The 22,781-nt window shown below is 69.2% G+C and carries 25 protein-coding genes; 17 read left to right on the top strand and 8 right to left on the bottom strand.

Going from position 1 to position 22,781, the window contains the following annotated elements; all coding sequences use genetic code 11:
- Positions 1 to 11 precede the first annotated feature (11 nt).
- Genes hemB through ubiA form a run of 3 tightly spaced genes read left to right on the top strand, consistent with a single transcriptional unit; the run spans position 12 to position 2,755 of the window.
- Positions 12 to 1,028, top strand: a complete 1,017-nt coding sequence (hemB, locus tag C998_RS0102000) for a porphobilinogen synthase (protein WP_018869172.1) — start codon at positions 12 to 14, stop codon at positions 1,026 to 1,028.
- Positions 1,025 to 1,867, top strand: a complete 843-nt coding sequence (aroE, locus tag C998_RS0101995) for a shikimate dehydrogenase (protein WP_018869171.1) — start codon at positions 1,025 to 1,027, stop codon at positions 1,865 to 1,867. Before hemB ends, aroE begins: the two co-directional genes overlap by 4 nt.
- Before the next feature lie 12 nt (positions 1,868 to 1,879).
- Positions 1,880 to 2,755 (top strand): 4-hydroxybenzoate octaprenyltransferase, encoded by an 876-nt coding sequence (gene ubiA / locus C998_RS0101990; protein WP_018869170.1) that lies wholly within the window; start codon positions 1,880 to 1,882, stop codon positions 2,753 to 2,755.
- A gap of 31 nt (positions 2,756 to 2,786) precedes the next feature.
- On the opposite strand, the gene C998_RS0101985 is transcribed toward ubiA, so the two are convergent.
- Positions 2,787 to 3,497 carry a ComF family protein gene (locus C998_RS0101985; RefSeq protein WP_018869169.1) on the bottom strand — a complete coding sequence of 237 codons (711 nt, stop codon included), beginning with the start codon at positions 3,495 to 3,497 and terminating at the stop codon, positions 2,787 to 2,789.
- A gap of 76 nt (positions 3,498 to 3,573) precedes the next feature.
- On the opposite strand from C998_RS0101985, the gene C998_RS0101980 reads away from it, so the two are divergent.
- From C998_RS0101980 to bioF, 3 genes are all read left to right on the top strand, one after another.
- On the top strand, positions 3,574 to 4,032 hold the full coding sequence (locus C998_RS0101980; RefSeq protein WP_018869168.1) for a hypothetical protein: 459 nt from the start codon (positions 3,574 to 3,576) through the stop codon (positions 4,030 to 4,032).
- Entirely contained in the window at positions 4,029 to 5,027 is a 999-nt protein-coding gene (gene bioB, locus C998_RS0101975) for a biotin synthase BioB (protein WP_018869167.1), read from the top strand. The genes C998_RS0101980 and bioB overlap by 4 nt, the downstream gene beginning before the upstream one ends.
- A 65-nt stretch (positions 5,028 to 5,092) precedes the next feature.
- The gene (bioF, locus tag C998_RS0101970; RefSeq protein ID WP_018869166.1) at positions 5,093 to 6,277 is read left to right on the top strand and encodes an 8-amino-7-oxononanoate synthase; all 1,185 of its coding nucleotides are present in this window, start codon (positions 5,093 to 5,095) and stop codon (positions 6,275 to 6,277) included.
- A gap of 6 nt (positions 6,278 to 6,283) precedes the next feature.
- On the opposite strand, the gene C998_RS0101965 is transcribed toward bioF, so the two are convergent.
- The 3 genes from C998_RS0101965 to radC form a co-directional block, all read right to left on the bottom strand.
- Entirely contained in the window at positions 6,284 to 6,649 is a 366-nt protein-coding gene (locus C998_RS0101965) for a type II toxin-antitoxin system VapC family toxin (RefSeq protein WP_018869165.1), read from the bottom strand.
- Positions 6,646 to 6,843, bottom strand: a complete 198-nt coding sequence (locus C998_RS0101960) for a type II toxin-antitoxin system VapB family antitoxin (RefSeq protein ID WP_018869164.1) — start codon at positions 6,841 to 6,843, stop codon at positions 6,646 to 6,648. The genes C998_RS0101965 and C998_RS0101960 overlap by 4 nt, the downstream gene beginning before the upstream one ends.
- Positions 6,844 to 6,945: 102 nt before the next feature.
- On the bottom strand, positions 6,946 to 7,617 hold the full coding sequence (radC, locus tag C998_RS0101955; protein WP_018869163.1) for a DNA repair protein RadC: 672 nt from the start codon (positions 7,615 to 7,617) through the stop codon (positions 6,946 to 6,948).
- 95 nt (positions 7,618 to 7,712) lie between these two features.
- On the opposite strand from radC, the gene coaBC reads away from it, so the two are divergent.
- The 3 genes from coaBC to argB all read left to right on the top strand — a co-directional run bounded on the left by coaBC (position 7,713) and on the right by argB (position 10,362).
- Positions 7,713 to 8,969: a bifunctional phosphopantothenoylcysteine decarboxylase/phosphopantothenate--cysteine ligase CoaBC gene (coaBC, locus tag C998_RS0101950; protein WP_018869162.1), complete on the top strand. Its 1,257-nt coding sequence runs from the start codon at positions 7,713 to 7,715 to the stop codon at positions 8,967 to 8,969.
- A gap of 3 nt (positions 8,970 to 8,972) precedes the next feature.
- On the top strand, positions 8,973 to 9,434 hold the full coding sequence (dut, locus tag C998_RS0101945) for a dUTP diphosphatase (RefSeq protein ID WP_018869161.1): 462 nt from the start codon (positions 8,973 to 8,975) through the stop codon (positions 9,432 to 9,434).
- Between the two features lie 64 nt (positions 9,435 to 9,498).
- Complete coding sequence (gene argB, locus C998_RS0101940; protein ID WP_018869160.1) at positions 9,499 to 10,362, top strand: acetylglutamate kinase; 864 nt, start codon at positions 9,499 to 9,501, stop codon at positions 10,360 to 10,362.
- Between the two features lie 37 nt (positions 10,363 to 10,399).
- On the opposite strand, the gene C998_RS0101935 is transcribed toward argB, so the two are convergent.
- On the bottom strand, positions 10,400 to 11,050 hold the full coding sequence (locus tag C998_RS0101935) for a DUF4124 domain-containing protein (RefSeq protein ID WP_018869159.1): 651 nt from the start codon (positions 11,048 to 11,050) through the stop codon (positions 10,400 to 10,402).
- 16 nt (positions 11,051 to 11,066) lie between these two features.
- Here C998_RS0101935 and C998_RS0101930 point away from each other — a divergent pair, with 16 nt between their 5' ends.
- Positions 11,067 to 11,828 (top strand): sulfite exporter TauE/SafE family protein, encoded by a 762-nt coding sequence (locus C998_RS0101930; protein ID WP_018869158.1) that lies wholly within the window; start codon positions 11,067 to 11,069, stop codon positions 11,826 to 11,828.
- A gap of 48 nt (positions 11,829 to 11,876) precedes the next feature.
- Here C998_RS0101930 and C998_RS0101925 read toward each other — a convergent pair whose 3' ends face one another.
- The 3 genes from C998_RS0101925 to C998_RS0101915 all read right to left on the bottom strand — a co-directional run bounded on the left by C998_RS0101925 (position 11,877) and on the right by C998_RS0101915 (position 16,731).
- Complete coding sequence (locus tag C998_RS0101925) at positions 11,877 to 14,057, bottom strand: HAD-IIB family hydrolase (protein ID WP_018869157.1); 2,181 nt, start codon at positions 14,055 to 14,057, stop codon at positions 11,877 to 11,879.
- On the bottom strand, positions 14,054 to 15,451 hold the full coding sequence (locus C998_RS0101920) for a glycoside hydrolase 100 family protein (RefSeq protein ID WP_018869156.1): 1,398 nt from the start codon (positions 15,449 to 15,451) through the stop codon (positions 14,054 to 14,056). The genes C998_RS0101925 and C998_RS0101920 overlap by 4 nt, the downstream gene beginning before the upstream one ends.
- Before the next feature lie 191 nt (positions 15,452 to 15,642).
- Entirely contained in the window at positions 15,643 to 16,731 is a 1,089-nt protein-coding gene (locus C998_RS0101915) for an EAL domain-containing protein (RefSeq protein WP_026279428.1), read from the bottom strand.
- A 77-nt stretch (positions 16,732 to 16,808) separates the two neighbouring features.
- On the opposite strand from C998_RS0101915, the gene msrB reads away from it, so the two are divergent.
- The 7 genes from msrB to mshL all read left to right on the top strand — a co-directional run bounded on the left by msrB (position 16,809) and on the right by mshL (position 22,778).
- Complete coding sequence (gene msrB / locus C998_RS0101910) at positions 16,809 to 17,234, top strand: peptide-methionine (R)-S-oxide reductase MsrB (RefSeq protein ID WP_018869154.1); 426 nt, start codon at positions 16,809 to 16,811, stop codon at positions 17,232 to 17,234.
- Between the two features lie 44 nt (positions 17,235 to 17,278).
- Positions 17,279 to 18,163, top strand: coding sequence for a rhodanese-like domain-containing protein (locus C998_RS0101905; RefSeq protein ID WP_018869153.1), 885 nt, complete (start codon positions 17,279 to 17,281; stop codon positions 18,161 to 18,163).
- Positions 18,164 to 18,514: 351 nt separating this feature from the next.
- On the top strand, positions 18,515 to 19,426 hold the full coding sequence (gene pilM / locus C998_RS0101900; RefSeq protein WP_018869152.1) for a type IV pilus biogenesis protein PilM: 912 nt from the start codon (positions 18,515 to 18,517) through the stop codon (positions 19,424 to 19,426).
- Between the two features lies 1 nt (position 19,427).
- A complete protein-coding gene (locus C998_RS0101895) occupies positions 19,428 to 20,027 on the top strand; it encodes a hypothetical protein (RefSeq protein WP_018869151.1) in 600 nt (199 codons plus the stop codon).
- Positions 20,028 to 20,029: 2 nt separating this feature from the next.
- A complete protein-coding gene (locus C998_RS0101890; protein ID WP_038081452.1) occupies positions 20,030 to 20,671 on the top strand; it encodes a hypothetical protein in 642 nt (213 codons plus the stop codon).
- Complete coding sequence (locus tag C998_RS0101885) at positions 20,668 to 21,096, top strand: hypothetical protein (protein WP_018869149.1); 429 nt, start codon at positions 20,668 to 20,670, stop codon at positions 21,094 to 21,096. The genes C998_RS0101890 and C998_RS0101885 overlap by 4 nt, the downstream gene beginning before the upstream one ends.
- A complete protein-coding gene (gene mshL / locus C998_RS0101880) occupies positions 21,093 to 22,778 on the top strand; it encodes a pilus (MSHA type) biogenesis protein MshL (RefSeq protein WP_018869148.1) in 1,686 nt (561 codons plus the stop codon). The genes C998_RS0101885 and mshL overlap by 4 nt, the downstream gene beginning before the upstream one ends.
- Positions 22,779 to 22,781 lie beyond the last annotated feature (3 nt).

The raw sequence follows: 22,781 nt of genomic DNA, 5'->3' as shown, positions 1-22,781 counted from the left end.
GACGCGCACATATGACCGCCCCCATCGCCCCCTATCCCGCCAGCCGTCCACGCCGCATGCGCCGGGATGCCTTCTCCCGGCGGCTGATGCGCGAACATCGCCTGAGCGCCGACGACCTGATCCTGCCGGTGTTCGTGACCGAAGGCGAAGGGGTGCGCGAACCGGTGCCCTCGATGCCCGGCGTGGAGCGGGTCTCCATTGACCAGCTGCTGGTCGACGCTGCCACCGGCCACCGCCTGGGCATCCCGGCCCTGGCCCTGTTCCCGGTGGTCCCGGGGCAGAAGAAGAGCCTGGACGCCGCCGAGGCATGGAACCCGGAGGGCCTCGCCCAGCGCGCGGTGCGCGCGCTGAAGGCCGAACTGCCGCAACTGGGCGTGATCACCGACGTCGCCCTGGACCCGTTCACCACCCACGGCCAGGACGGCATCATCGATGACGACGGCTATGTGGTGAACGACATCACCGTGGAGGCCCTGGTGCGTCAGGCGCGTTCGCATGCCGCGGCCGGCGCCGACGTGGTCGCGCCCTCGGACATGATGGACGGACGCATCGGCGCCATCCGTAACGCGCTGGAAGACGACGGCCAGGTCCACACGCGCATCCTCGCCTACTCGGCGAAGTACGCCTCGGCGTTCTACGGCCCGTTCCGCGACGCGGTGGGCTCGGCCGGCAACCTCGGCCGCGGCAGCAAGGAGACCTACCAGATGGATCCGGCCAACGGCGAGGAGGCGCTCCACGAGGTGGCCGCCGATCTGGCGGAGGGTGCCGATATGGTGATGATCAAGCCGGGCATGCCGTATCTCGACGTGGTCCACCGCATCCGCGAGCGCTTTCAGCGCCCGACCTTTGTCTACCACGTATCCGGCGAATACGCGATGCTCAAGGCCGCCGCCGAACGCGGCTGGCTCGACGAACGCGCCTGCGTGCTGGAGGCCCTGACCGGCATGAAGCGCGCCGGCGCCGACGGCATCCTCACCTACTACGCCCGGGCGGCGGCCGAATGGCTGGCGGAGGACGCCACGTCATGAGCCGTCCCGATCGCTACGCGGTGGTGGGCAACCCGATCCATCATTCCCTGTCGCCGCGCATCCACGCCCTTTTCGCCGAACAGACCGGGCAGGCGATGACCTACGAGGCACGCCGCGGCACCCCGGGGCAGTTCGCCGAAGAGGTTGGCGGCTGGCTGGCCGGGGAACTGCGCGGCGTCAACGTGACCGTCCCGTTCAAGGAAGACGCCTGCCAGCTCGCGGCCGTCCTCTCCGACCGCGCCCGCCGCGCCGGGGCCGCCAACACCCTGTGGACCGGCGACGACGGCCGCATCCATGGCGACAACACCGACGGCGTCGGCCTGCTGCGCGATCTGGAAGACCGCCTCGGCTGCGAACTGACCGGTCGAAGCATCCTGATCCTGGGGGCCGGCGGCGCCACCCGCGGCATCCTGCAGCCGCTGCTGGAACGCCGACCCTCCAAGCTGATGATCGCCAACCGCACCCCGGCCCGGGCCGAGGGCCTCGCCCGCGACTTCGCCGATCTCGCCGGCGACACCCGCCTGGAGGCCTGCGCGCTGGACGCCCTGCCGGACGGCCCGTTCGATCTGATCCTCAACGCCACCGCCGCCGGGCTGTCCGAGGATGCGCTGGAGCTGCCCGCGGGTCTGGTCGGTCCGCGGACCACGGCCTACGACCTGGTCTACGGCCCGGCCGCGCTGCGCTTTCTCGACTGGGCCGAGGCGAACGGCTGCGCACTCAGCAGCGACGGTCTGGGCATGCTGGTGGAACAGGCCGCCGAGGCCTTCGCAATCTGGCGCGGGGTGCACCCCGAAACCGGACCGGTGCTGGCGACCCTGCGCCACGAAGCCGCCGACTGACCCGCCCCGGCCATGACCCCGCGCGAGCGCCTGTACGAGTACGCCCGCCTGACCCGGCTGGACCGGCCGGTGGGCATCTACCTGCTGCTGTGGCCGACGCTGTGGGCGTTGTGGATCGCCGCCGACGGCCTGCCGCCCTGGCATCTGCTGTTCATCTTCGTCGCCGGGGTCACCCTGATGCGCTCGGCCGGCTGCGCGATCAACGACTACGCCGACCGCCATTTCGACGCCCATGTCACGCGCACCCGCGACCGCCCGCTGGCGATCGGCAGCATCACCCCGCGCGAGGCCCTGGCGGTGTTCGCGGCGCTGTGCCTGGTGGCCTTCGTGCTGGTACTGTTCACCAACCCGCTGACCATCGCGTTCTCGGTGGTGGCGGTGCTGCTGGCGGGCACCTATCCGTTCTCCAAGCGTTTCCATCATTTCCCGCAGGTGCACCTGGGCGCGGCGTTCGCCTGGGCGGTGCCCATGGCCTTTACCGCAGTGAACAACGAACTGCCGCCGCCGGAGGCCTGGCTGCTGTTCGTGATCACCCTCGCATGGACCACGGTCTACGACACCTTCTACGGCATGGTCGACCGCGAGGACGACCTGAAGATCGGGGTGAAATCCACCGCCATCGCCTTCGGCGAGCTGGACCGCGCCATCACCGGGGCGCTCCAGGTGATGGTCTGGGTCGGCCTGTTCCTGCTGGGACGCAACCTGGAGTTCGGCGGGGTGTACATGGCCGGGCTGGCGGTGGTCGCCGCGCTGATGTTCTACCAGCAGTTCCTGATCGCCGATCGCCAGCCGGTCGACTGCCTGCGGGCGTTCAGGAACAATCATTATCTCGGCGCGGTGGTGATGCTGGCGATGATCGGCGACCACCTGTGGCGAGCGGCCGCCTGAGCCGCAAATCGCGCCCCGCGAACGACGCACCTCAGGCCCGCGCGAGCGTCAGCGCCTCCACCCGCGCCGCCCCCGCCGCATACAGGGCCTCCGCCAGCGCATCCAGCGTGGCTCCGGTGGTCGCCACGTCATCCACCAGCAGCACACGGGCCGCCGGCGGCAGCTCCGCGCCGGGTCTCAGGGCAAAGGCGCGTGCCACGTTGCGACGGCGTTCGCGCCGCCCCAGCCCCTGCTGCGACTCGGTGGCACGCACCCGGACCACCAGCCGCGACGCCAGCGGCGCCTCCAGCACCCGCGCCACTTCGCGCGCCAGTTCCAGGGCCTGATTGAAGCCACGCTCGCGGTAACGCTCGGGATGCAGCGGCACCGGGACCACACAATCCGGCCCCGGGTCCGTGCCATGTTGTGCATCCGCCAGCTCGTCGGCCGCGCGCCGGGCCAGCTCCCGGAGCACGCGTGCCGCGGTCGCGTCATCGGCATGCTTGCGCGCGAGAATCAGGCGATCCAGCGGCCAGGTATAGCGCCACGGGGCATGCAGTGCCGCCAGCCGCGGGTCGCGATCCCGACACCGGGGACACGGACCCGCCACGGTGTCCGGCTCGCCACAGCGCGGACAGGGGGCCACCACCCGTTCCAGTTCCGCCAGACAGCCCGCGCACAGGGCATCGCCCGGACCAACGCCGGCCCCGCAAAGCCCGCAGGCCGACGGAAACGGCCCCTCCAGCCAGCGCCGTACCCGCATTCCCGCTTTCCCCGTCATCCATGAAGGGCCGCGTGCCATGATGCTAAACTCCGACCTTTTACCGGCAGGATAGCTCATGGAAACGAAGACCATCTCCGGACGCCGATCGCGGCGGGCGGCATCGCTGTTCGACATCGGGAACGTCATCGTCATCAGCGTGGCCGGTATCCCCCTGTTCCTCGTCGGCGGCGACGGGGTCGGCGTGGGCTTCATCATCGCGGCGATCGTGGGGATCGTCCCGCTGATCCTCTGGTTCGGGGGCTCCATGGTCGTCTATGCCCTGAACAAGCATCACCCCGACCCGCGCGTGGGGCACCACACCCAGTGGGCCGCCTACCGGCTGTACGGCCTGATGGGCGCGCTGATCGTGGTGGCAACCTTCTTCCCGCCCGACATCGACTACTATCGCGCGTACTGGGCCGTGGCCGCGGTGATCCTGCTGCCGTGGTCGCTGTATGCCCTCTACACCATCTATCGCGAGCCATGGTCGGACATCGAAGTCCCGGCCGAGGCCGACCAGGAGCACCACCTATGAGCGAGCTGCGCCACGACTGGACCACCGAGGAAGTCGAAACCCTGCTGGATCTGCCGCTGAACGACCTGATCTTCCGCGCGCAGTCCGCCCATCGGGAACATTTCGACCCCAATGCGGTGCAGGTCAGCACGCTGCTGTCGATCAAGACCGGTGCCTGCCCGGAGGACTGCGCCTACTGCCCGCAGAGCGCCCACCACGACGTGGAACTGGAGCGCGAGCGCCTGCTGCCGGTCGACGAAGTCGTCGAGGCGGCCCGCAACGCCCGCGCCCAGGGCGCGACCCGCTTCTGCATGGGGGCCGCCTGGCGCAACCCCACCGACAAGAACCTGGAACGCGTGATCGAGATGGTGCGCGCGGTCAAGGACGAGGGGCTGGAGACCTGCATGACCCTCGGCATGCTGAAGGCCGAGCAGGCCCGCCGCCTGTCCGAAGCGGGGCTGGACTACTACAACCACAACCTCGACACCTCCCCGGAGTTCTACGGCCACATCATCTCCACCCGCACCTATCAGGACCGGCTGGAGACCCTGGAGCACGTGCGCGAGGCCGGCATGAACGTCTGCTGCGGCGGCATCCTCGGCATGGGCGAGTCGCGCCGTGACCGCGCGCGCATGCTGCAGCAGATGGCCAACCTGCCGAAGCATCCGGAATCGGTACCGATCAATCAGCTGATCCAGGTCGAGGGCACCCCGCTGCAGGACGTGGAGAACATCGATCCGCTGGAGTTCGTGCGCAGCATCGCGGTCGCGCGCATCGTGATGCCCGCCTCCTACGTGCGCCTGTCCGCCGGGCGCACCGAGATGTCCGACGAGATGCAGGCCCTGTGCTTCCTCGCCGGCGCCAATTCGCTGTTCTACGGCGACACCCTGCTGACCACGCCGAACCCGGGCGAGAATCACGACCTCGCCCTGTTCGAGCGCCTCGGCCTGCAGCCGGAAACCGCCGACGGGCACACCGGCGAGGACGCCGCCGAACCCGCCGCGCGCAGCGCGTGACCCCGGGCCCGCCGGACGGGCGGGCCTTCTCCTCCACGACGCAGCCGCAGGCACCCCGGCCGGGCATGAGCGACTCCCTGCAACGCTTCCTACAGCAGCGCCTCGAGACCGTCTGCGAGGCCGGGCTGTGGCGTCGCCTGCGCACGCTCGACGGGCCGCAGCAGCCGGAGCAGATCATCGACGGGCAGCCGGTCGTCGCCTTCTGCTCCAACGACTACCTCGGCCTGGCCGCCGACCCGGCCGTCAGCGCCGCCGCCCGCGAGGCCCTGGTCGAATACGGCACCGGCGCCGGGGCCGCCCACCTGATCAACGGCCACACCCGGGCCCATGCCGAGCTGGAACAGGCGCTGGCGCGTTTCACCGGGCGCGAGCGGGCACTGGTCTTCTCCACCGGCTACATGGCCAACCTCGCGCTGGTGCAGACGCTGGTCGGGCGCCACGACACGGTGTTCGAGGACCGCTGGAACCACGCCTCGCTGATCGACGCCGTGCGCCTGTCCGGCGCGCGCAGCCAGCGCTACCGCCACGCCGACCCCGAACATCTGCGCCAGCGCCTCGAACGGGCACCCGCCGGTGGCCACCGGCTGATCGTCACCGACGGGGTCTTCTCCATGGACGGCGACATCGCCCCGCTGCCGCAGCTGGCCGCGCTGGCCCGCGAGTTCGACGCCTGGCTGATGGTGGACGACGCCCACGGCTTCACCGTGCTGGGCGAGACCGGGGGCGGCAGCTGCCAGCATTTCGGCCTGGATACCGGCGACGTACCGATCCTGATGGGCACCCTGGGCAAGGGCTTCGGCACCGCCGGGGCCTTCGTCGCCGGCAGCGAAGCGCTGATCGAGACCCTGATCCAGACCGCCCGGCCTTATATCTACACCACGGCGATGCCCGCCGCGCTGGCCGCCGCTACCCTGGCGTCCGTGCGCATCGCCGGGGCGGCCGGCGACCGCCGCGATCATCTGGGCGCCCTGATCCGGCGGCTGGGCGCCGGACTGGATGCCCTGGGCCTGCCCCATCCACCGCCGGACACGCCCATCCAGCCGGTGATCCTCGGCGATGCGGCGCGCGCCACGGCCATCGCCGAGCGCCTGCAGCAGGCCGGCTTCCTGGTTCCCGCCATTCGCCCGCCCACGGTCCCCGAGGGCCAGGCCCGCCTGCGCATCACCCTGTCCGCCGCCCACAACGAAGCCCAGGTCGACGCCCTGCTGAACGCACTCGAGCGCGCCCTCCACGCCAGCCCCGGAGGTTGAGCCTCGTCAGGCGCCGCGGGCAACCCCCAGGTCGGCGGCCGCGCAATGCAGCCGTCGATCCCGGGTCCACAGACGCGTGCCCGGCGTCAGCAAGCCGGAAGCAAGCAGATGGGCATCGGCATACCCGATACCGCGACCCATCAATTCGCGGGCCTCGATGCACGCGAGCACCTCCTCGTCCGTTGCCCGGGTCGCGTGCGGAAGGTCGCCCAGCAGCCGCAGGATCTCGCCCCGGTTGCGCAGATTTCCGCATGCGAGCTCGCCGATCACGAAGGCATGGACCAGCACCCTCGATTCATGGAGCAGAACCTCCAGTTCCGGCTCCCCCTCGCGCAGATGATCGATCCATACCGAAGTATCGACGAGGATCATCCCGCCATCGGGCGCCGGCGGGGAACCGCCTCCAGGTCGGGTTCGCTGCCGCCCAGTTGCGCGAGGCGACGGGCGCTCTCGCGCTCCACCAGCGCCCGCAGGCCTTCCCGAACGAGGATCGTCTTCTCGCTCACCCCCGTCATGCGTCGCGCTTCTTCCAGCAACTCGTCGTCGATGTTGATCGTTGTCCGCATGGCTCCTCTCCCGCGACTCCGGCCGGACCGGCCCCGTTCGCCGATGCACTAATAATACACCATCCGATGCCGTTTTATGCATACATGCCTCGCGGGTTACTCTCACAGCTCGCCGCGTTCGGCCAGCGACACGGCGGTGTCGCCAATGATCAGGTGATCCAGCAGGCGCACGTCGATCAGCGACAGTGCCTCGCTCAGGCGCCGGGTGATGAGCGCATCCGAGCGCGAGGGCTCGGCCACGCCGGAAGGATGGTTGTGGGCGAGGATGACCGCGGCGGCGTTGTGGTGCAGTACCCGCCGCACCACCTCGCGCGGGTGCACGCTGGCGCCGTCGATGGTGCCGCGGAACAGCTCCTCGAACGCCAGCACCCGGTGGCGATTGTCGAGGAACAGCGCGCCGAAGACTTCGAACGGGTAGTCGCGCAGGCGGGCACTCAGGAACCGGCGGGTGGCCGCCGGCGAGGTCAGCGCCTCGCCGCGCTCCAGGTCCGCCTCCAGATGCCGACGGCCCATCTCCAGCACGGCCTGCAACTGGGCATACTTGGCCTGCCCCAGCCCCGGTGCCGCGCAGAACCCGGCCTCGTCGGCCTGCAGCAGCGGGCGCAGGCCCCCGAAACGGGACAGCAGGTCGCGCGCGACATCCACCGCGCTCTTGCCGGTCACGCCGGTGCGCAGGAAGATCGCCAGCAGTTCGGCATCCGACAGCGCGGCGGCACCGCGTTCCAGCAGTTTCTCGCGCGGGCGCTCGCCCGCCGGCCAGTCCGTGATGGCCATGTCCACCTCCCTGTGGTCCGTATCCGGTTCGATCCTGCCCCGCCCGGCCAGCGCGCGCAAGCCGCGACGGCGGGCCCGCTGTTAGAATCTACCGAATGAACGAAACGACCTGCAGCGACGGGGACTCCGGCGGGCCACGCATCCTGGTGGGGGTCAGCGGCGGCATCGCGGCGTACAAGGCCTGCGAGCTGGTGCGGGAACTGCGCCGCCGCGGCTGCGCGGTGCGCGTGGTGATGACCGCGGGGGCGCAGGCCTTCGTCACCCCGCTGACCTTCCAGGCCCTGTCCGGCGAGCCGGTGCGCACCCATCTGCTGGACGCCGAAGCGGAATCCGGGATGGACCACATCGCGCTGGCGCGCTGGGCCGACCACGTCGTGGTCGCCCCCGCCAGCGCCGACCTGATGGCGCGCATGGCCCAGGGGCTGGCCGACGACCTGCTGACCACCCTGCTGCTGGCCACCACCGCCCCGGTGACCCTGGCACCGGCGATGAACCACCGCATGTGGGAACACCCGGCGACCCGTGCCAACCATGCCACCCTGTGCGAGCGCGGCGTGCGGTTCGTCGGGCCGGACAGCGGCGAGCAGGCCTGTGGCGAGCAGGGCGCCGGACGCATGGCGGAACCCGCGACCATCACTTCCGCCCTGCTGGATACAACCCCCGGCCCGCTGCAGGGCCGGCGTGTCCTGATCACCGCCGGGCCGACCCGCGAACCGGTGGACCCGGTACGCTACCTCGGCAACCGCAGCTCCGGACGCATGGGGTTTGCCGTGGCCGCCGCCGCGCACGATGCCGGCGCCCGGGTCACCCTGGTGCACGGTCCCTGCGAGCTGGCGGTACCGCCCGGCGTACAGGCCCACGCGGTGGAGACGGCGGCGGAGATGCATGCGGCGGTGCTGGAGGCGCTGGAGGGCACGGAGGTGTTCATCGCCACCGCCGCGGTGGCCGACTACCGGCCCTCCGACCCGGCCGCGCAGAAGCTGAAAAAGACCCGCGAAGACCTGACGCTGGAACTGGAACGCACCCCGGACATCCTCGCCGACGTGGCCCGGCGGGTCGACGAGCTTGCAGCCCGGCCGCTGCTGGTCGGATTCGCCGCCGAGACCGACAACCTGCGGGAATACGCCCGCGACAAGCTCGTCGCCAAGGGCCTGGATCTGGTCGCCGCCAACCGCGTGGACGGCGGCCGGGGTTTCGGCCACGGCGACAACAGCCTGCTGTGCCTGTGGCCCGACGGCGAACGCGAACTGCCGCGCCAGCCCAAGGACCGCCTGGCCCGCGAACTGATCACCCTGATCGCCGAGCGCCTGCAGACGCACCCGGCCAACCCCTCTCCGACCCAAGGAAACTGACGCATGCCCGCCCCGGAAATCGATCTGAAGGTCCTTGATCCGCGCATGGGCACGGACTTCCCGCTGCCCGCGCCCGCCACCGAGGGCTCCGCCGGCGTGGACCTGCGCGCCATGCTGGAAGAACCGCTGAACCTGGCCCCGGGCGAAGCCGAGCTGCTGCCCACCGGACTGGCGGTGCACATCGCCGACCCGGGCTACGCCGGCATGATCCTCCCGCGCTCCGGGCTGGGTCACAAGAAGGGCCTGGTGCTGGGCAACCTGGTGGGGCTGATCGACGCCGACTACCAGGGCCCGCTGATGGTGTCCGCCTGGAACCGCAGTAATGCACCGATCTCCATCGACGTCGGCGACCGCATCGCGCAGCTGGTCATCGTGCCGGTACTGCAGCCGCGGTTCCGCGTGGTCGATGACTTCGAGCAAAGCGAGCGCGGCGCCGGCGGCTTCGGTTCATCCGGCCCGCGCTGATCGACACCAGCCCGCAACGCCGGGTGATAAACTCCGCCCCCGAACGTCAACCGGACCCCCAGCCATGGACACCGACACCGCCCATTCCGTCGCCCATGTCCTGATCGAGGCGCTGCCCTACATCCAGCGTTTCGCAGGCAAGACCATCGTCATCAAGTACGGCGGCAACGCCATGACCGAAGACCACCTGAAGGCGAGCTTCGCGCGCGACATCGTGCTGCTCAAGCAGGTGGGCGTGAACCCGGTGGTGGTCCACGGCGGCGGCCCGCAGATCGGTGAGCTGCTGGATCGCCTCGGCAAGAAATCGGAGTTCGTCGACGGCCTGCGGGTGACCGACCGCGAGACCATGGACGTGGTGCAGATGGTCCTGGGCGGGATCGTCAACCAGGAGATCGTTTCACTGATCAACCGCTACGGCGGTCGCGCGGTGGGCCTGACCGGCAAGGACGGGCAGATGATCCGCGCCACGCCGCTGCGCGGCGAGGACCCCGACGTGGATCTGGGCCATGTCGGTCAGGTCGAAGGCGTGGATCCGGCCATCGTCCATACCCTCGACCACAGCAGCTTCATCCCGGTGATCGCCCCCATCGGCTTCGACCGCGAGGGGCGCGCCTACAACATCAACGCCGATACCGCGGCGGAAAAGCTCGCGGTGGTACTGGATGCGGAGAAGCTGTTCCTGCTGACCAACACCCACGGGGTGCTGGACGGTACCGGCACGCTGCTGCCGAAGCTCGCCGCGCCGCAGGTGGACGAGATGATCCGTGACGGGACCATCCATGGCGGCATGATCCCCAAGATCCGCTGTGCCCTGGATGCGGTGCGCAGCGGCGTCAACGCCACCCACATCGTCGACGGCCGGGTGGAACACGCAGTCCTGCTGGAGCTGCTGACCGACGAGGGCGTGGGCACCCTGATCAGCCGCTGACCCGCTCCGCGCCCGGGCACGGCACGGTGCGGCGCGCTCAGTCCTCCTCTTCCAGGACCAGTTCGCGGTAGTCTTCGGCGTCCGCGTCGAACTGCGCGTTCATCTCGTCGATACGGGCCTGCTGGCGTTCCTGGTAGGCCCGTTCGCGCTCCAGCCGGCCCTGCACGTCCTCCAGCTCGTCGGCGTAGCGCGCCCGCAGGGCGGCGCTGTCCGGATTGCGGGCCTGCTGGCGTTCGATGCGGTCGCGTTCGCGCTCGAGGATCCGCGCCTGACGCTCACTCATGCGGATATTGTTCTCCAGCGCGGCGATGCGCCGCTCACGCAGGGACTCGATCTCGGCAAGCGAATCGTATGCGCGCTCCAGCTGACGCTTGCGGGCCGCCTGGTCGCGGGCGGCACCCTCACCCGACTCCTGCGCCTGCTCGGCGCGCCGGCGTTCCTCGGCCGCGGCCTCGCGTTCCTCGGCGGTGGGCGGGGCCGGCACCACCTCGCGCACGAAGCCCTGGCGGTCGTACACTTGCCGCTCGCGGTCGCTGGATTCCGGCCTCGGCTTGTCCGAAAAACGTACCGTGCCATCATCATCCACCCAGCGATGGATGTCGCCGGCCACCGCCGGTGCCACCGACATGGCCAGCAGCATGGCCAGGGCGCCGAGCAGCACCCCGACAGCCATCCCGTTCCCGTACATTGGTCCGCTTACTCTCATGTCCATCCTCGAGCATCTCGGGCTCGCGCTCGTGGCCCTCATCGCCAACGGCTTCTCCGCGCTGGCGGGCGGCGGCGCGGGGCTCTTGCAGCTCCCGGCCCTGATCTTCCTCGGCCTGCCCTACCCGGTGGCCCTGGCGACTCACAAGATCGCCACGGTGGCCCTGGGGGCGGGCGCCGGCCTGCGACATGTGAAGGAAAGCACATTTTCCCCGGCTCGACTAGGGGTCATCCTGGGGGCCGGCGTACCGGGCGTACTGCTGGGGGCCTGGCTGGTGCTGGAGATCCCGCCACGCGCCGGGGAGATCGCCCTTGGCCTGCTGACCGTCGCCCTGGGGTGGTATTCCTGGCGGCGCCCGCAGCTGGGACAGAAGCGCCGGGTCACCTCCGACAGCCTCAACCACGCCCTGATCGGTGCCGCCGGGCTGTTCGTGATCGGCGCGCTCAACGGCTCGCTGGCCTCCGGCACCGGGCTGATGGTCACGCTGTGGCTGGTGCGCTGGTACGGCATGAGCTACACCGAGGCCGTCGGCTACACCATGGTGCTGGTGGGGCTGGTGTGGAATGGCGCCGGCGCGCTGATGCTGGGCACCTTCGGCACGGTGCAGTGGGACTGGCTGCCGGCGCTGCTCCTCGGCAGCTTCATCGGCGGTTATCTGGGCGCCACGCTGGCGATCCGCTACGGCAACCGCCTGGTCAAACGGGCGTTCGAGGTGGTGACGGTCCTCACCGGCATCGCGCTGCTGCTGCCGGTGCCCTGATCCCCTTTTCCGTCTGCGCGTCCGCCCCGCGCGGGAGACCCCGGAACCTCAGCAGGTGTGGCCGTTGCCGGGCACGTCGCAGCGGTTGAGCAGATCGAAGTGCTCGATCCCCTCGAGGATACCGCGCGCATGCGTGGCGCGGGCGAAAAAGATCCGCTTGAAGCCACGCAGGGACTGCAGCTCGGGCTGATGGTTGCCCACCACCACCCCCAGCAGGCGCCCGCGCAGCATGTCCTCGTCGTTGCCCGAATCACCGGCGACCAGTACATGCTCCAGCGGGATGCCCCACTTGTCGGCGAAGTAGCGCACCGCCAGCCCCTTGGATGCCCGCACCGGGAGCAGGTCCAGGAAGCGTTCGTGGGAATAGATCACGTGGGCATGCAGATCGGCCCGGTACAGCCGGGTCTCGATCGCCTCCACGTCGATGCTGCCGGGCGGTTCGACGAAATAGCTGACCTTGTGCGAGCGCTGGTCGATGTCCGGCTGGGGCACCAGCCCGGGCTCGCCGTCCAGTTCCTCGCGCAGGCGATCGGGTTCCCAGCGATGGCTGATATGCCGGGCCCAGCCACGATCCGGGGTCTGTTCGGACCCGTAGTGGATCTCGCTGCCCACCGAGGTGATCCAGACGTCCGGCATCGGCACGCCGTGTTCCTCCAGCACCGCGGCGGCGGAATCGATGCGGCGCCCGGTAGCCACGCCGAAGGCCACCCGCTTGCGGTTGCGCCGCAGCCAGGCGACAAACGCCCGGGTCGCCTTCGTGTCGCCCAGCAGGGTGTTGTCGATGTCGGTGATCACCGCGCGGTCCACTTTCGCCAGGCGACCGGAGACCTGGCGCTGTTCGTGCCGCACCTGACGCACCTCGCGCGACAGCGAGCGCAGCAGGCGCACGTATTTCTCCGCGTGCCCGTCCCAGGAATAGTGCTTGCGCACGCCCTTGAGCCCGTCGCGCGAATAACGCTGCCAGCGCGGGCGATCGGCAAGGATCGCCTGGATGGAATCGGCGATCCCCTCGGGATCCAGCGGATCGATCAGCAGGCCGTTGTGGCAGCGCGAGACGATCTCGTCCGGGCCGCCATCGTTGGTGGCGACGATGGGGGCACCGCTGGCCGCCGCCTCGATCAGGGTCAGGCCGAACGGCTCGGTCAGGGCGGGATTCACGAACACCCCGCGGGTAGCCGCCACCAGGCGGTAGAGATCGGGAACATCGTCCGAGCCGTGGTGCTTGGGGTAGGCCACCTTGCCATACAGGTCGTGGCGGTCGATGCGCAGCAGCAGGTCCGTGAGGACCTCGCGCGCGCCCTTTTCCAGATCGCGGATGTCGTCACGGTTGCCGGCCACGATCAGCAGGTTGGCGTTCTCGCGCAGCCATTCGTTGCCGGCATACGCATCCACCAGACTGCGGATATTCTTGCGCTCGTCGGCGCGCGACAGCGCCATGATCAGCGGCCGGTCGGGCTTTTGCAGGAAACGCCGGATCTCGGCCCAGATCGGCGGTTTGCGTGCGCCGCGTTTCGGCGGATGGAAGCGTTCGAGGTCGGTCCCCGGCGGGATCACCTCCATGCGCTCGGGCTGATAGTTGTCGTAGGTGGCGTACTGCTCGTCCACCTCCTGACGCGTGCTGGCGATCACCCGGTGGGCGTGCGCCAGGGCCTCCTCCTCGGCATGGATGCGGGTGGAGATGTTGTAGCGCGACTCGATGTCGGCGTCCGACAGCCCGCCCTCGCGCAGGCGCTCGCGCTTGACCCGCCCGAGCGAGTGCCCGGTCTGCAGCATGGGCACGCCCAGCAGGTTGGAGAGCCGCACCGCGACATGGCCGGCATCGGCATAATGACCGTGGATCACGTCCGGGCGCAGCCCGACCCGCCGGATATGCGCCAGGGCGTTGTCGGCGAAGCAGTCAAGATACGGCCAGAGCTTTTCCTTGCGCAGGTAGCGCTTCGGCCCGCAGTCCAGGCGCACGATATGGGCACCGTCACCCAGATCCTCCACCGGTTCGGCATAGTCGTCGTCGACCCGGCTGTCGACCACCCGCCGGGTCAGCAGGTCCACCCGTCCGACCTGCGGATGCCGCGCCAGGGCACGCGCCAGTTCGACCACGTAGAGGGTCTGCCCGCCGGTGTCGGCATCCCGGCCGAGTTCCAGATTCTCGCCTCGAATGAGGCCATGCACGCTGATCAGAACAAGATAAAGGCCTTCGCCCTGGCGGGACTTGCTCTGAGTCTTCTTCATGGCGTCTCCGGTTCCGGACTGTCGAACAGCGACAGGTTTTCGGGGTTGTCGATCATCGCCTGGGACAGCAGCACCGCCGTGGCCGACCAGGTCTGGCGGTAGTTGGCCCGCCGCCCGATCAGACGGCCGTGGCGGCCGTCGTAGTATTCCGGCCAGTCGTCGCGATGCAGCCGCTCGGCCGCCACCGCATGCACGCTGCGGGCGAGGTCCGGGCGGCCCACGCGCAGTGCCGCCCCGGTAAAGGCCCACAGCAGCGCCGGCCAGTTCCCGCCGTTGTGGTAGGACCAGGGCGTGTTCTTGGGGTCCGAGCCGGTCAGCAGGCGCCATTCCTCGCCCATCATCGCGGGGTAGCAGATCTTCACCGGCATGGTGCCGATCAGGTCCTCGAAGCGCTGCTCGAAGGTCTGCATGATCAGCCGCGACTCGTGTTCGTCGGCCAGCCCGAACAGCACCGCCAGCAGGTTGCCGAAGCTGAAGAAGCGGAAATCCATGCGCCCCGGACCGAGGTTGCCGACCAGGTAACCACTCTCCGACGGGATCCAGTCCACCAGCCAGTCGGGGATGCTCTCGGGGTAGATGTTCAATGCGTTCTCCGACTCGTGGCCGAAGTGCTCGGTACGGTAGCGATGGATGGCGTTCAGGCGTTCCAGGTCCAGCCAGTAGTAGTGGCGGATGTAGTCCGCCAGCTGCCGGGTACGGATGGCCGACTGCTCGCACAACTGCTCGGAGTCCGTATCGCAGGGCTCGAGCATCGCCAGCGCGGCCTTGAGCATGCCGTAGAACAGCGCCTGGATCTCCAGCGGATGCCCGTACACCCCCATGCGCCGGTCGATCATGAAACTGCCGTCGGGCACCAGCAGGGTCGGGAAGACCTCGAAGCGGTCCTGCAGACAGATGCTGAGAATCAGGCGGATGCCACGCTGCACGTCGGGCGACTTGATGAACTCGTGGTCGCCGGTGCGGTTCTGGTAGGCACGCGCCAGCAGCACCCACCACATCATTGAATCCACCGGGGCCACCCGGCCGATCGCGCGATCGCCGAAGTCGGCGGCCAGGGTCTCGCGCCCCTTCGGATCGGTCACCACGCGGAAGCTGGCCGGCATCACCCGCGGCAGGCGCCGGTGACCCTCGATCTCCTCCTGGGTATCGCGGATGCGCAGGATCAGACCGAGGAAATCGCGCACCACCTCGGGTTCGTCGTGCAGCAGATAGACCAGCCCGGAGGGCACGAAGTCGCGGATGAAGCAGTCGGCATAGTTTTCCGCCGGGGCGCGGCTGTCGAGGCTGGCCACCGTGCCGACGGTGCGCCCCTGATAGCGCACCTCGGCATCGCGCAGCAGCTGGGCGGCCGCTTCCAGCGTGGGATTGCGGGCATCATGCGGCAGAGTCGTCATGGTCCTCAGTTTAGTTAAGCCCGGTCCGATGTGCACATCGGCGCCTGCACAATCCGCAGGAGGCCGGCCCCCTGCCGAGCGGACACCCATCGACACCCCGTAGGAGGCCGGCCCTCCGGCCGATGTCGGCGGGAGGTCGGCCTCGGCCGTCGAGGCAGCGGATGGGCCTGATCGGCGAGAGGGCTCGCCTCCTACGGCACCTCGGGATCGGGATGTACCGGCGCCGGCGGTTCGGCCGCCGGCCGGGCGAACAGGAACCCCTGGCAGTAGTCGACCCGGTCCTTCAGCCAGCCCCACTCCTCCACGGTCTCAATGCCCTCGGCCACGATACGGATGTCCAGCTCGCGCGCCAGTTCGATGATCTTGCCGAGGATCTTCTGCTGGTATTCATCGGCGTCGATGCCGCGGACCAGTTCGCGGTCGATCTTCACGAAGTCCGGTCGCAGCTGCGACAGCAGGTTGAGCGACGCATAGCCCGCGCCGAGATCGTCCAGGGCCACCCGGAAACCGGCGTTGCGATAGCGATCGATGATGCGCCGCAGGTGTTCGGTGTCGGTGATCTGGTCGCTCTCGATCACCTCGAACACGAAGCCCGCGGGGGCGGGTACATCCGGTGCGATGCCGCGGATCTCGCGCACCGTCGTTTCGAGACAGAACGCCGGGTCGTAGATCGCGGTGGGATTGAAGTTGATGAACAGCTGGTCGCGGATCCCGCGCTCGGTCGCACGGCGGATCGCATTGATGCGCGCCGCGCGATCGAGGTGGAACATCATCTCCGCCGCCCGTGCCTGATCGAACAGGATGTTCGGCGGGATCAACTCCCCCGCCGGCGAGCTGGCCCGCACCAGCGCCTCCCAGGCGAACACCTGATCCGGCCGGGCCGCGTGCACGATGGGCTGGAAATGAAAGTCCAGGGCATCACTGGCGAGGATGGCCGCCAGATCGCGCGCGTTGTGCCGGGCGATCAGCGTGGACAGCAGATGCGTGTCCTGCAGGTGCTCCACGCCGAATCGTTCGCCCTCGGGCACGAAGGTCGCGCGGCATCCGCTCTGCTCCGAATGACTCAGTGCCTCGTCGAGACGCGACAGGGTCGCCCCCAGGTCGTGCTCCGGATCCACCGCCACCGCCAGGATCCCCGAAGCCGGTTCGCTGCAGGGAAAGCGCTCCTCGATCAGCCGCTGGCGCAGAGTGGCACGGGTATGCGCCAGCACCGGCGCGAGGTAGAGAGTCCCCGCACCGGTCGGAAGGACGTTGATGCGTTCACAGTCCGGACAGCTCAATATGATCTCCTCGCCCGTGGCCATTCGCTGGTGAATCCGGCTCGCAAGATAACACTAATTTCCGCGGAGGCACTGACATGACCGACCACCCGCATCCTGACACCCCCGTCGACGAAGACGAACTGCGCCGGCGCCTCACCCCGGAGCAGTACCGCATCGCCCGCCAGGCGGGCACCGAGCCGCCGTTCACCGGCGAATACCATGACCACAAGGCCTCCGGTCGTTATCACTGCGCGGTGTGCGGCGCGACGCTGTTCGACAGCACGGCGAAATTCGATTCCGGCAGCGGGTGGCCCAGCTACACCGCGCCGGTCACCGCCGAAGCCGTTTCCGAACACCGCGACGCCTCGCTGGGCATGGAGCGGACCGAGGTGCGCTGCGCCACCTGCGACTCGCACCTGGGGCATGTCTTTCCGGACGGTCCGCCGCCCACGGGACTGCGCTACTGCATCAACTCCGCAGTCCTGGCATTCCGGCCACGCGAAGTAAACGGCCCGGAGTAGAAACCACACGCTGAAGTGTCTAAAGTGGGAGCAGTCGACCTTCCATGGAGCAGTTCGCCATGTTTTTCAAGCCCTCTCGCCTTACTCTCGCCCTGTTCTCCGCCGGCCTGCTGGCACTCTCCGGTCAGGCTGCCGCCAGCACCGGAGACACCGCAGAGCCCGGTGACATGGAACTCGATCCCGAGGCCGAGGGGTATGAACCGCCGGGACGCTCCATCTATTTCTACGTGGACGCCCTGGATCTCGAGGAGCTGGCGGCGAAATACGCCCGCGACGAGGTCCACGTCATCGACGTGCGCACGCGCTACGAATACGACACCCTGCGTATCGACGGCGCACGGCACGTGAGCATCGACGACGAGGACTTCGTCGACAAGGTGCTCGAGATCCACGAAGAGGACCCGGACAAGCCGGTCGCCTTCTATTGCCGGGGCCATACCTGCTTCATGAGCTATCAGGCCGTGGAACGCATGAAGGCCGCCGGCTTCGACGACGCCATGGCCATGGATTACGGCATCTTCGACTGGGCCGAGCATTACCCCGAGGACACCGCCCTGTTCGGGGAGGCGCCGATCGAACGGGCCGATCTGATCGACTTCAACGAATTCCGCGAGCGCCTGTTGCCGCCGATGGAGTTCTCCGAGCGCGCGCAGCGCGACAATGCCCGGGTGCTGGACATCCGGCGCCCGTTCGAACAGGACCAGGTCGGTCTGTTCCTCAATTCCGAGACCAACATCCCGGCGGGGGACACCGAAGCCCTGGAGGATTACCTGGAACAGGCCCGCGACTCCGACGCCCCGCTGCTCGTGTATGACATCACCGGGCACGAAATCAAGGCGTTCCAGTACACCCTGGAAGAATACGGGATCGAGGATTACTACTTCATGGAAGGCGGCTTCAAGGGCTTCCAGGAGGAAGTGCTGCAATAGCCCCGCTTCCGGGTAGCGCACCGATCAGGCCATCCGGTGCCCCGACGACCGGGGCCGGTCCACCGCCGACATCGGCCGGAGGGCCGGCCTCCTACCGAACGGGCACCAATCCACACCCCCCTTGTAGGAGGCGAGCCCCCTCGCCGATCCGGCCCAACCGATGCCCCGAGACCGGGGCCGACCCACCGCCGACATCGGCCGGGGGGCTGGTCTCCTGCCAATCCGCCCCGGGATCCCGGCCCGCAGAGAAGACAAACACCCCCGAAATACTGCAAACTGCGTCACATAATTGTGGCCAGTCGCCGTCCGCGACTGACGCAACGGGCCCATTACCCGATCGGACACCCACACATGAAAGGACTGCTCGGCCGCTTCCGGGACCGCACCCCCCGATGCCTGGGTCTGGCCTGCCACGACCGGGGCTTCGGGCTCGCGCGGGTCGAACCGGATGCGGCGTACTGCGACACCCCCGAAGGCCCGGACGCCCTGGAACAGACCGTCCGCCGCCATCGGCTGGGCCGCCATTCCGCGCATCTCGTCCTGGACCAGGGCACCTTCCGTCTGTTGCCCACGGAGCAGCCCGATGTCCCGGAAGCAGAACGGCGCGAAGCGATCCGCTGGCAGGTCGCGGACCTGGTCGACTTCGACGTCACCCACGCGGTCATCGATTTCTGCCCGATGGGCGACGGGGTCAGCCACCACGGCAAGCCCATGGTGTTCGCGGCCGTAGCCCCGGCGGACCACGTGCGTCAGGCCATTCACTCGGTGCGCCGGGCCGGTCTGCGCGTGGCCAGCGTCGGGGTCCCGGAACTCTCCCTGCGCAATCTTGCGGCGCGACTGCCCGAGGCGGCCAGCGGCCTGGTGCTCCTGTACGCGCGCGCCCGCTCCGCCACCATCCTGCTGGTGTACGGCACCCACCTGTTCGTGGCGCGGCACGTGGACGTGGCCATCGATGACGACGGCGCCGGCGGCCCGGACACGCTGCTGCTGGAGATCCAGCGTGCGCTGGACTACTACGACGGCCACTTCGCCCTTCCGCCGATCCGGAACCTGGCGGTGATGGGGGACATGCCGGTGGAGGACGAGGCCCTTGGTTACCTGAGCGGGCAGCTGCGGATGGAAGCCCGCTGGATCCCGCTGAGCCGCTTCGCCGAGGACCTGCCGGAAGGCGGTGCCGGCTGCGCCCGCGCACTGGGCGCGGCGTTCGGCCCACCGGAACCGTCTCCCGCCCCGCCCCCGGAAAACGCCACTGGAGGCGCCTGACATGCACCAGAGCCTCGACCTGTACCGGGAAGAACTCGACCTCCGCCGCGAATGGCCACCGCGCTGGCGCCTGCTGCTCCTGTTCGCGGTCTCGCTGCTGCTGGGTCTGTTCCTGTGGACGGTGGAATACCGGGCGGCACAGGAACGCGCCGACGCGCTGGCCGCCGCACAGGCAGAACAGCAGGCGGCCGAGGAACGCCTGATGGAACTCCGGGGCCTGCGCGACACCCCCGAGGTTCGTTCGGCACAGGCCGCCGCGGAACGGGCCGAACTTCGCCGCGAACAACTGGCGGAAGCCGAGGCGCTGCTGCAAGCCCGTCTGGACCAGGCCCGGGCCTCCGCCCCGGCGGAACCCCTGACCGGCCTGGCCCGGGCGGCGACCCGCCCCGAGGCCACGAACATCTGGATCGAGCGCATGCATATCGACGGCGATACCGGCGAACTCGCGATCGAGGGCCGCGCCCTGCGGGCCGACGACCTGCCGCCCTATCTGGAAGTACTCGGGGAAACGGGCGCACACGAGGGCGAGCCCGAGTTCGAACTGCACGGCGGGGAAGACACGCTGCGGTTCGTCTTCCGGCCGGGGAGGACACCCCGTTGAAGATGCCCGTCGCAGCCGCCCTGGAATCGCTGGACACACGCGTTCGCGCGCTCTCCGGGCGCGAACGCCTGCTGCTTTACGGTGCCGTGCTGCTGACTCCGTTCCTGCTGATCTTTCAGTTCGCGGTGGTCCCTCAGGAGCAGCGCCTGGCAGAGCTCGACGAGCGCATCGAACAGACCCGTGCCGACACCCGGACCCTGCGGGAACAGACCGCCGAGATCGCCGTGCAGGACGACCCGCTGCAGACGTTCCGGCAACGCGAACGCGAGGCGCGGGAACAGGCCGCGGAGATCGAGCGGCGCCTGCAGACCGCCGCCCGCGACCTCCTCGGCCCCGACCGCACGGCGCGCCTGCTGCGCGAACTGCTGGCAGAGCGCGGAGCGATCGAGCCGGAAACCCTGGTGCGCCGGGCCCCGGAAACCCTGGCCCGTGGCGACGAGTCCGGCATCCGGATCCGCAGCCACCGCATTGAACTGGCCATGACCGGTGACTACCTCGAACTCCTGCGCTACGTACGCCATCTGGAGGCACTGCCCATGCTGTGGCTGTGGGGCGACACCGAACTGACCCTGGTGGACGGCACGCCCCGGCTGCGCCTGGCGGTGGACGCCATGGACCTGGACGGCCTGGAGGAGACGCAATGAAGCGGAAGCGGTCTTCCCTCCTGATGCCGACGCTCCTCGCCTGCGGGCTTCTCCCGGCCTGGGGGGCCTCTTCCGTTCTGGCGGAAGAACTGGCCGACCCCACCCGACTGCCCGCGGCACTCACCGCGCCCGAGCCGGCCACCGTCCCGGGCACCGCTCCCGACGCCGCCGAAGCCCGCGAAGAACCCGACACCCGCTTCGCGGATGTCCGGGTCTCCATGGTGCGGCTGAAAGGCGAGCGCAGCGTGGCCCGGATCCACCACGCGGACGGCCGCGAACGCGAGGTGCGCGCCGGCGACACCATCGGCCGCGCCGAGATCCTGCACATCGAACCCCGGGGCATCGTGGTCCGCACCGCGGACGGCGAAGAACGCCACCTGCCCGTTACCCGCCCTGTCGAAATGGAACTCAGGAGACACCCATGATCCGGCTCCCGGCCCTGCCCTGGCTGCTGCTCACCCCCGCCATCGCCTTCCTCGCCGGCTGTGCCGCCCCCGGCGAACTCGGCTCGGACGCGCGCGATCGGACCCAGCAGAGCCTGGACGACATGGAACGTCCGGTGCCCCGGCCCATCCCCGCACCGTCCGCGGAACCGGCCGCCCGCGACACCGGAGAGCCGCCGCTGGCCGAACCCGATATCCCCCCCGACGAGCCGGTGTTCGACCTGCGCGTGGAGGATGCCGAGGCCCGCGGATTCTTCTACACCCTGGTGGAGGACACCGCCTACGGCATGGTCGTGCACCCCGATGTGGAGGGCCGCATCAGCCTGCAGCTCAACGCCGTGACCGTGCCGGAGATCCTGGAGATCGTCGAGGAGACCCACGGCTACGCGATCACCCGCCGCGGCTCCACCTTCCGCGTCGGGCCTGCCGGCCTGCAGACCCGCACCTTTTTCGTGGACTACCTGAACGTCAACCGCGAGGGTCAGACCGGCCTGCAGGTCAGCGCCGGACAGCTCGCCGCCGAGGAGGACGAACCGGAGACCTCGGGGACGACCATCCGCACCAGTTCCGAATCGCATTTCTGGGGTGACCTGCGCGATTCCCTGGAGATGCTGGTGCTGGGCGAAGAAGGCAACGACCGCGAGGGCCGCCGGGTGGTGGCCAGCCCCAACACCGGCGTGATCGCCGTGCGTGCGCGCCCGGATGAACTCCGCGACGTGGCCGGGTTCCTCGACGCCGTGCAGGAATCCGCGCAACGCCAGGTCATCCTCGAGGCCAAAGTCGTTGAAGTGGCGCTCGGGTCGGAATTCGAGGCCGGGATCAACTGGTCACGCCTCAACCAGATCGCCGGCGGCGAACTGCAGATCGGGCAGGCCAGTCCCGGATCCCTGGCGGATTCGCGACGGACTCCGATCGAGGGCGACATCGGGACCATCGGCGAGGTCACCGGAGGCGAATTCGAGGCCCTGGGCGGTATCCTGACCGCGGCCTACAGCGGTACCGGGTTCAACGCCTTCCTCGAACTGCTGGAAACCCAGGGAGACCTCACCGTCCTGTCCAGCCCGCGGGTCTCCACCGTCAACAACCAGAAGGCGGTGATCAAGGTCGGGGACGACAGCACCTACATCACCGATTTCCAGCTGCGCACCGAGAGCACGGGGACCGGCGACGCCCGCACCGACCGCCTGCTCCCGGATCCCACGTTCTCCCCGCTGTTCGATGGCGTGGCCCTGGACGTCACGCCGCAGATCGCCGGCAGCGGCGACGTCATCCTCCACGTCCGCCCGAGTGTCAGCGAGGTGCGCGAACAGGTCACCAGCTTCCGCTTCGACGGCCGGGAATACTCGTTCCCGCTGGCCAGCTCGTCCATCCGCGAATCCGACAGCGTGGTGCGCGCCGAGAACGGTCAGGTCATCGTGATCGGCGGGCTGATGCAGGACACCACCGAGGAGATCATCGCCAGCACGCCCCTGCTGGGCGACCTGCCAGTACTGGGCGGCCTGTTCCGCCACACCCGCCAGGAGCAGCGCAAGAACGAACTGGTCATCCTGCTGCGCCCCGTGGTGGTCGACGACGACGGCGAGGCCTGGGAAGACGAGATCCGGCGCAGCCGCGAACGCCTGCGCGACTGGGAAGGCGTGGACCACCGCACCCTGGAGATGTAGGAC

Source organism: Thioalkalivibrio sp. ALgr3 (assembly GCF_000377325.1).
Classification (GTDB): domain Bacteria; phylum Pseudomonadota; class Gammaproteobacteria; order Ectothiorhodospirales; family Ectothiorhodospiraceae; genus Thioalkalivibrio.
The sequence above is the reverse complement of the archived record's forward strand: the minus strand, read 5'-3'. Positions and strand labels throughout refer to the sequence as shown.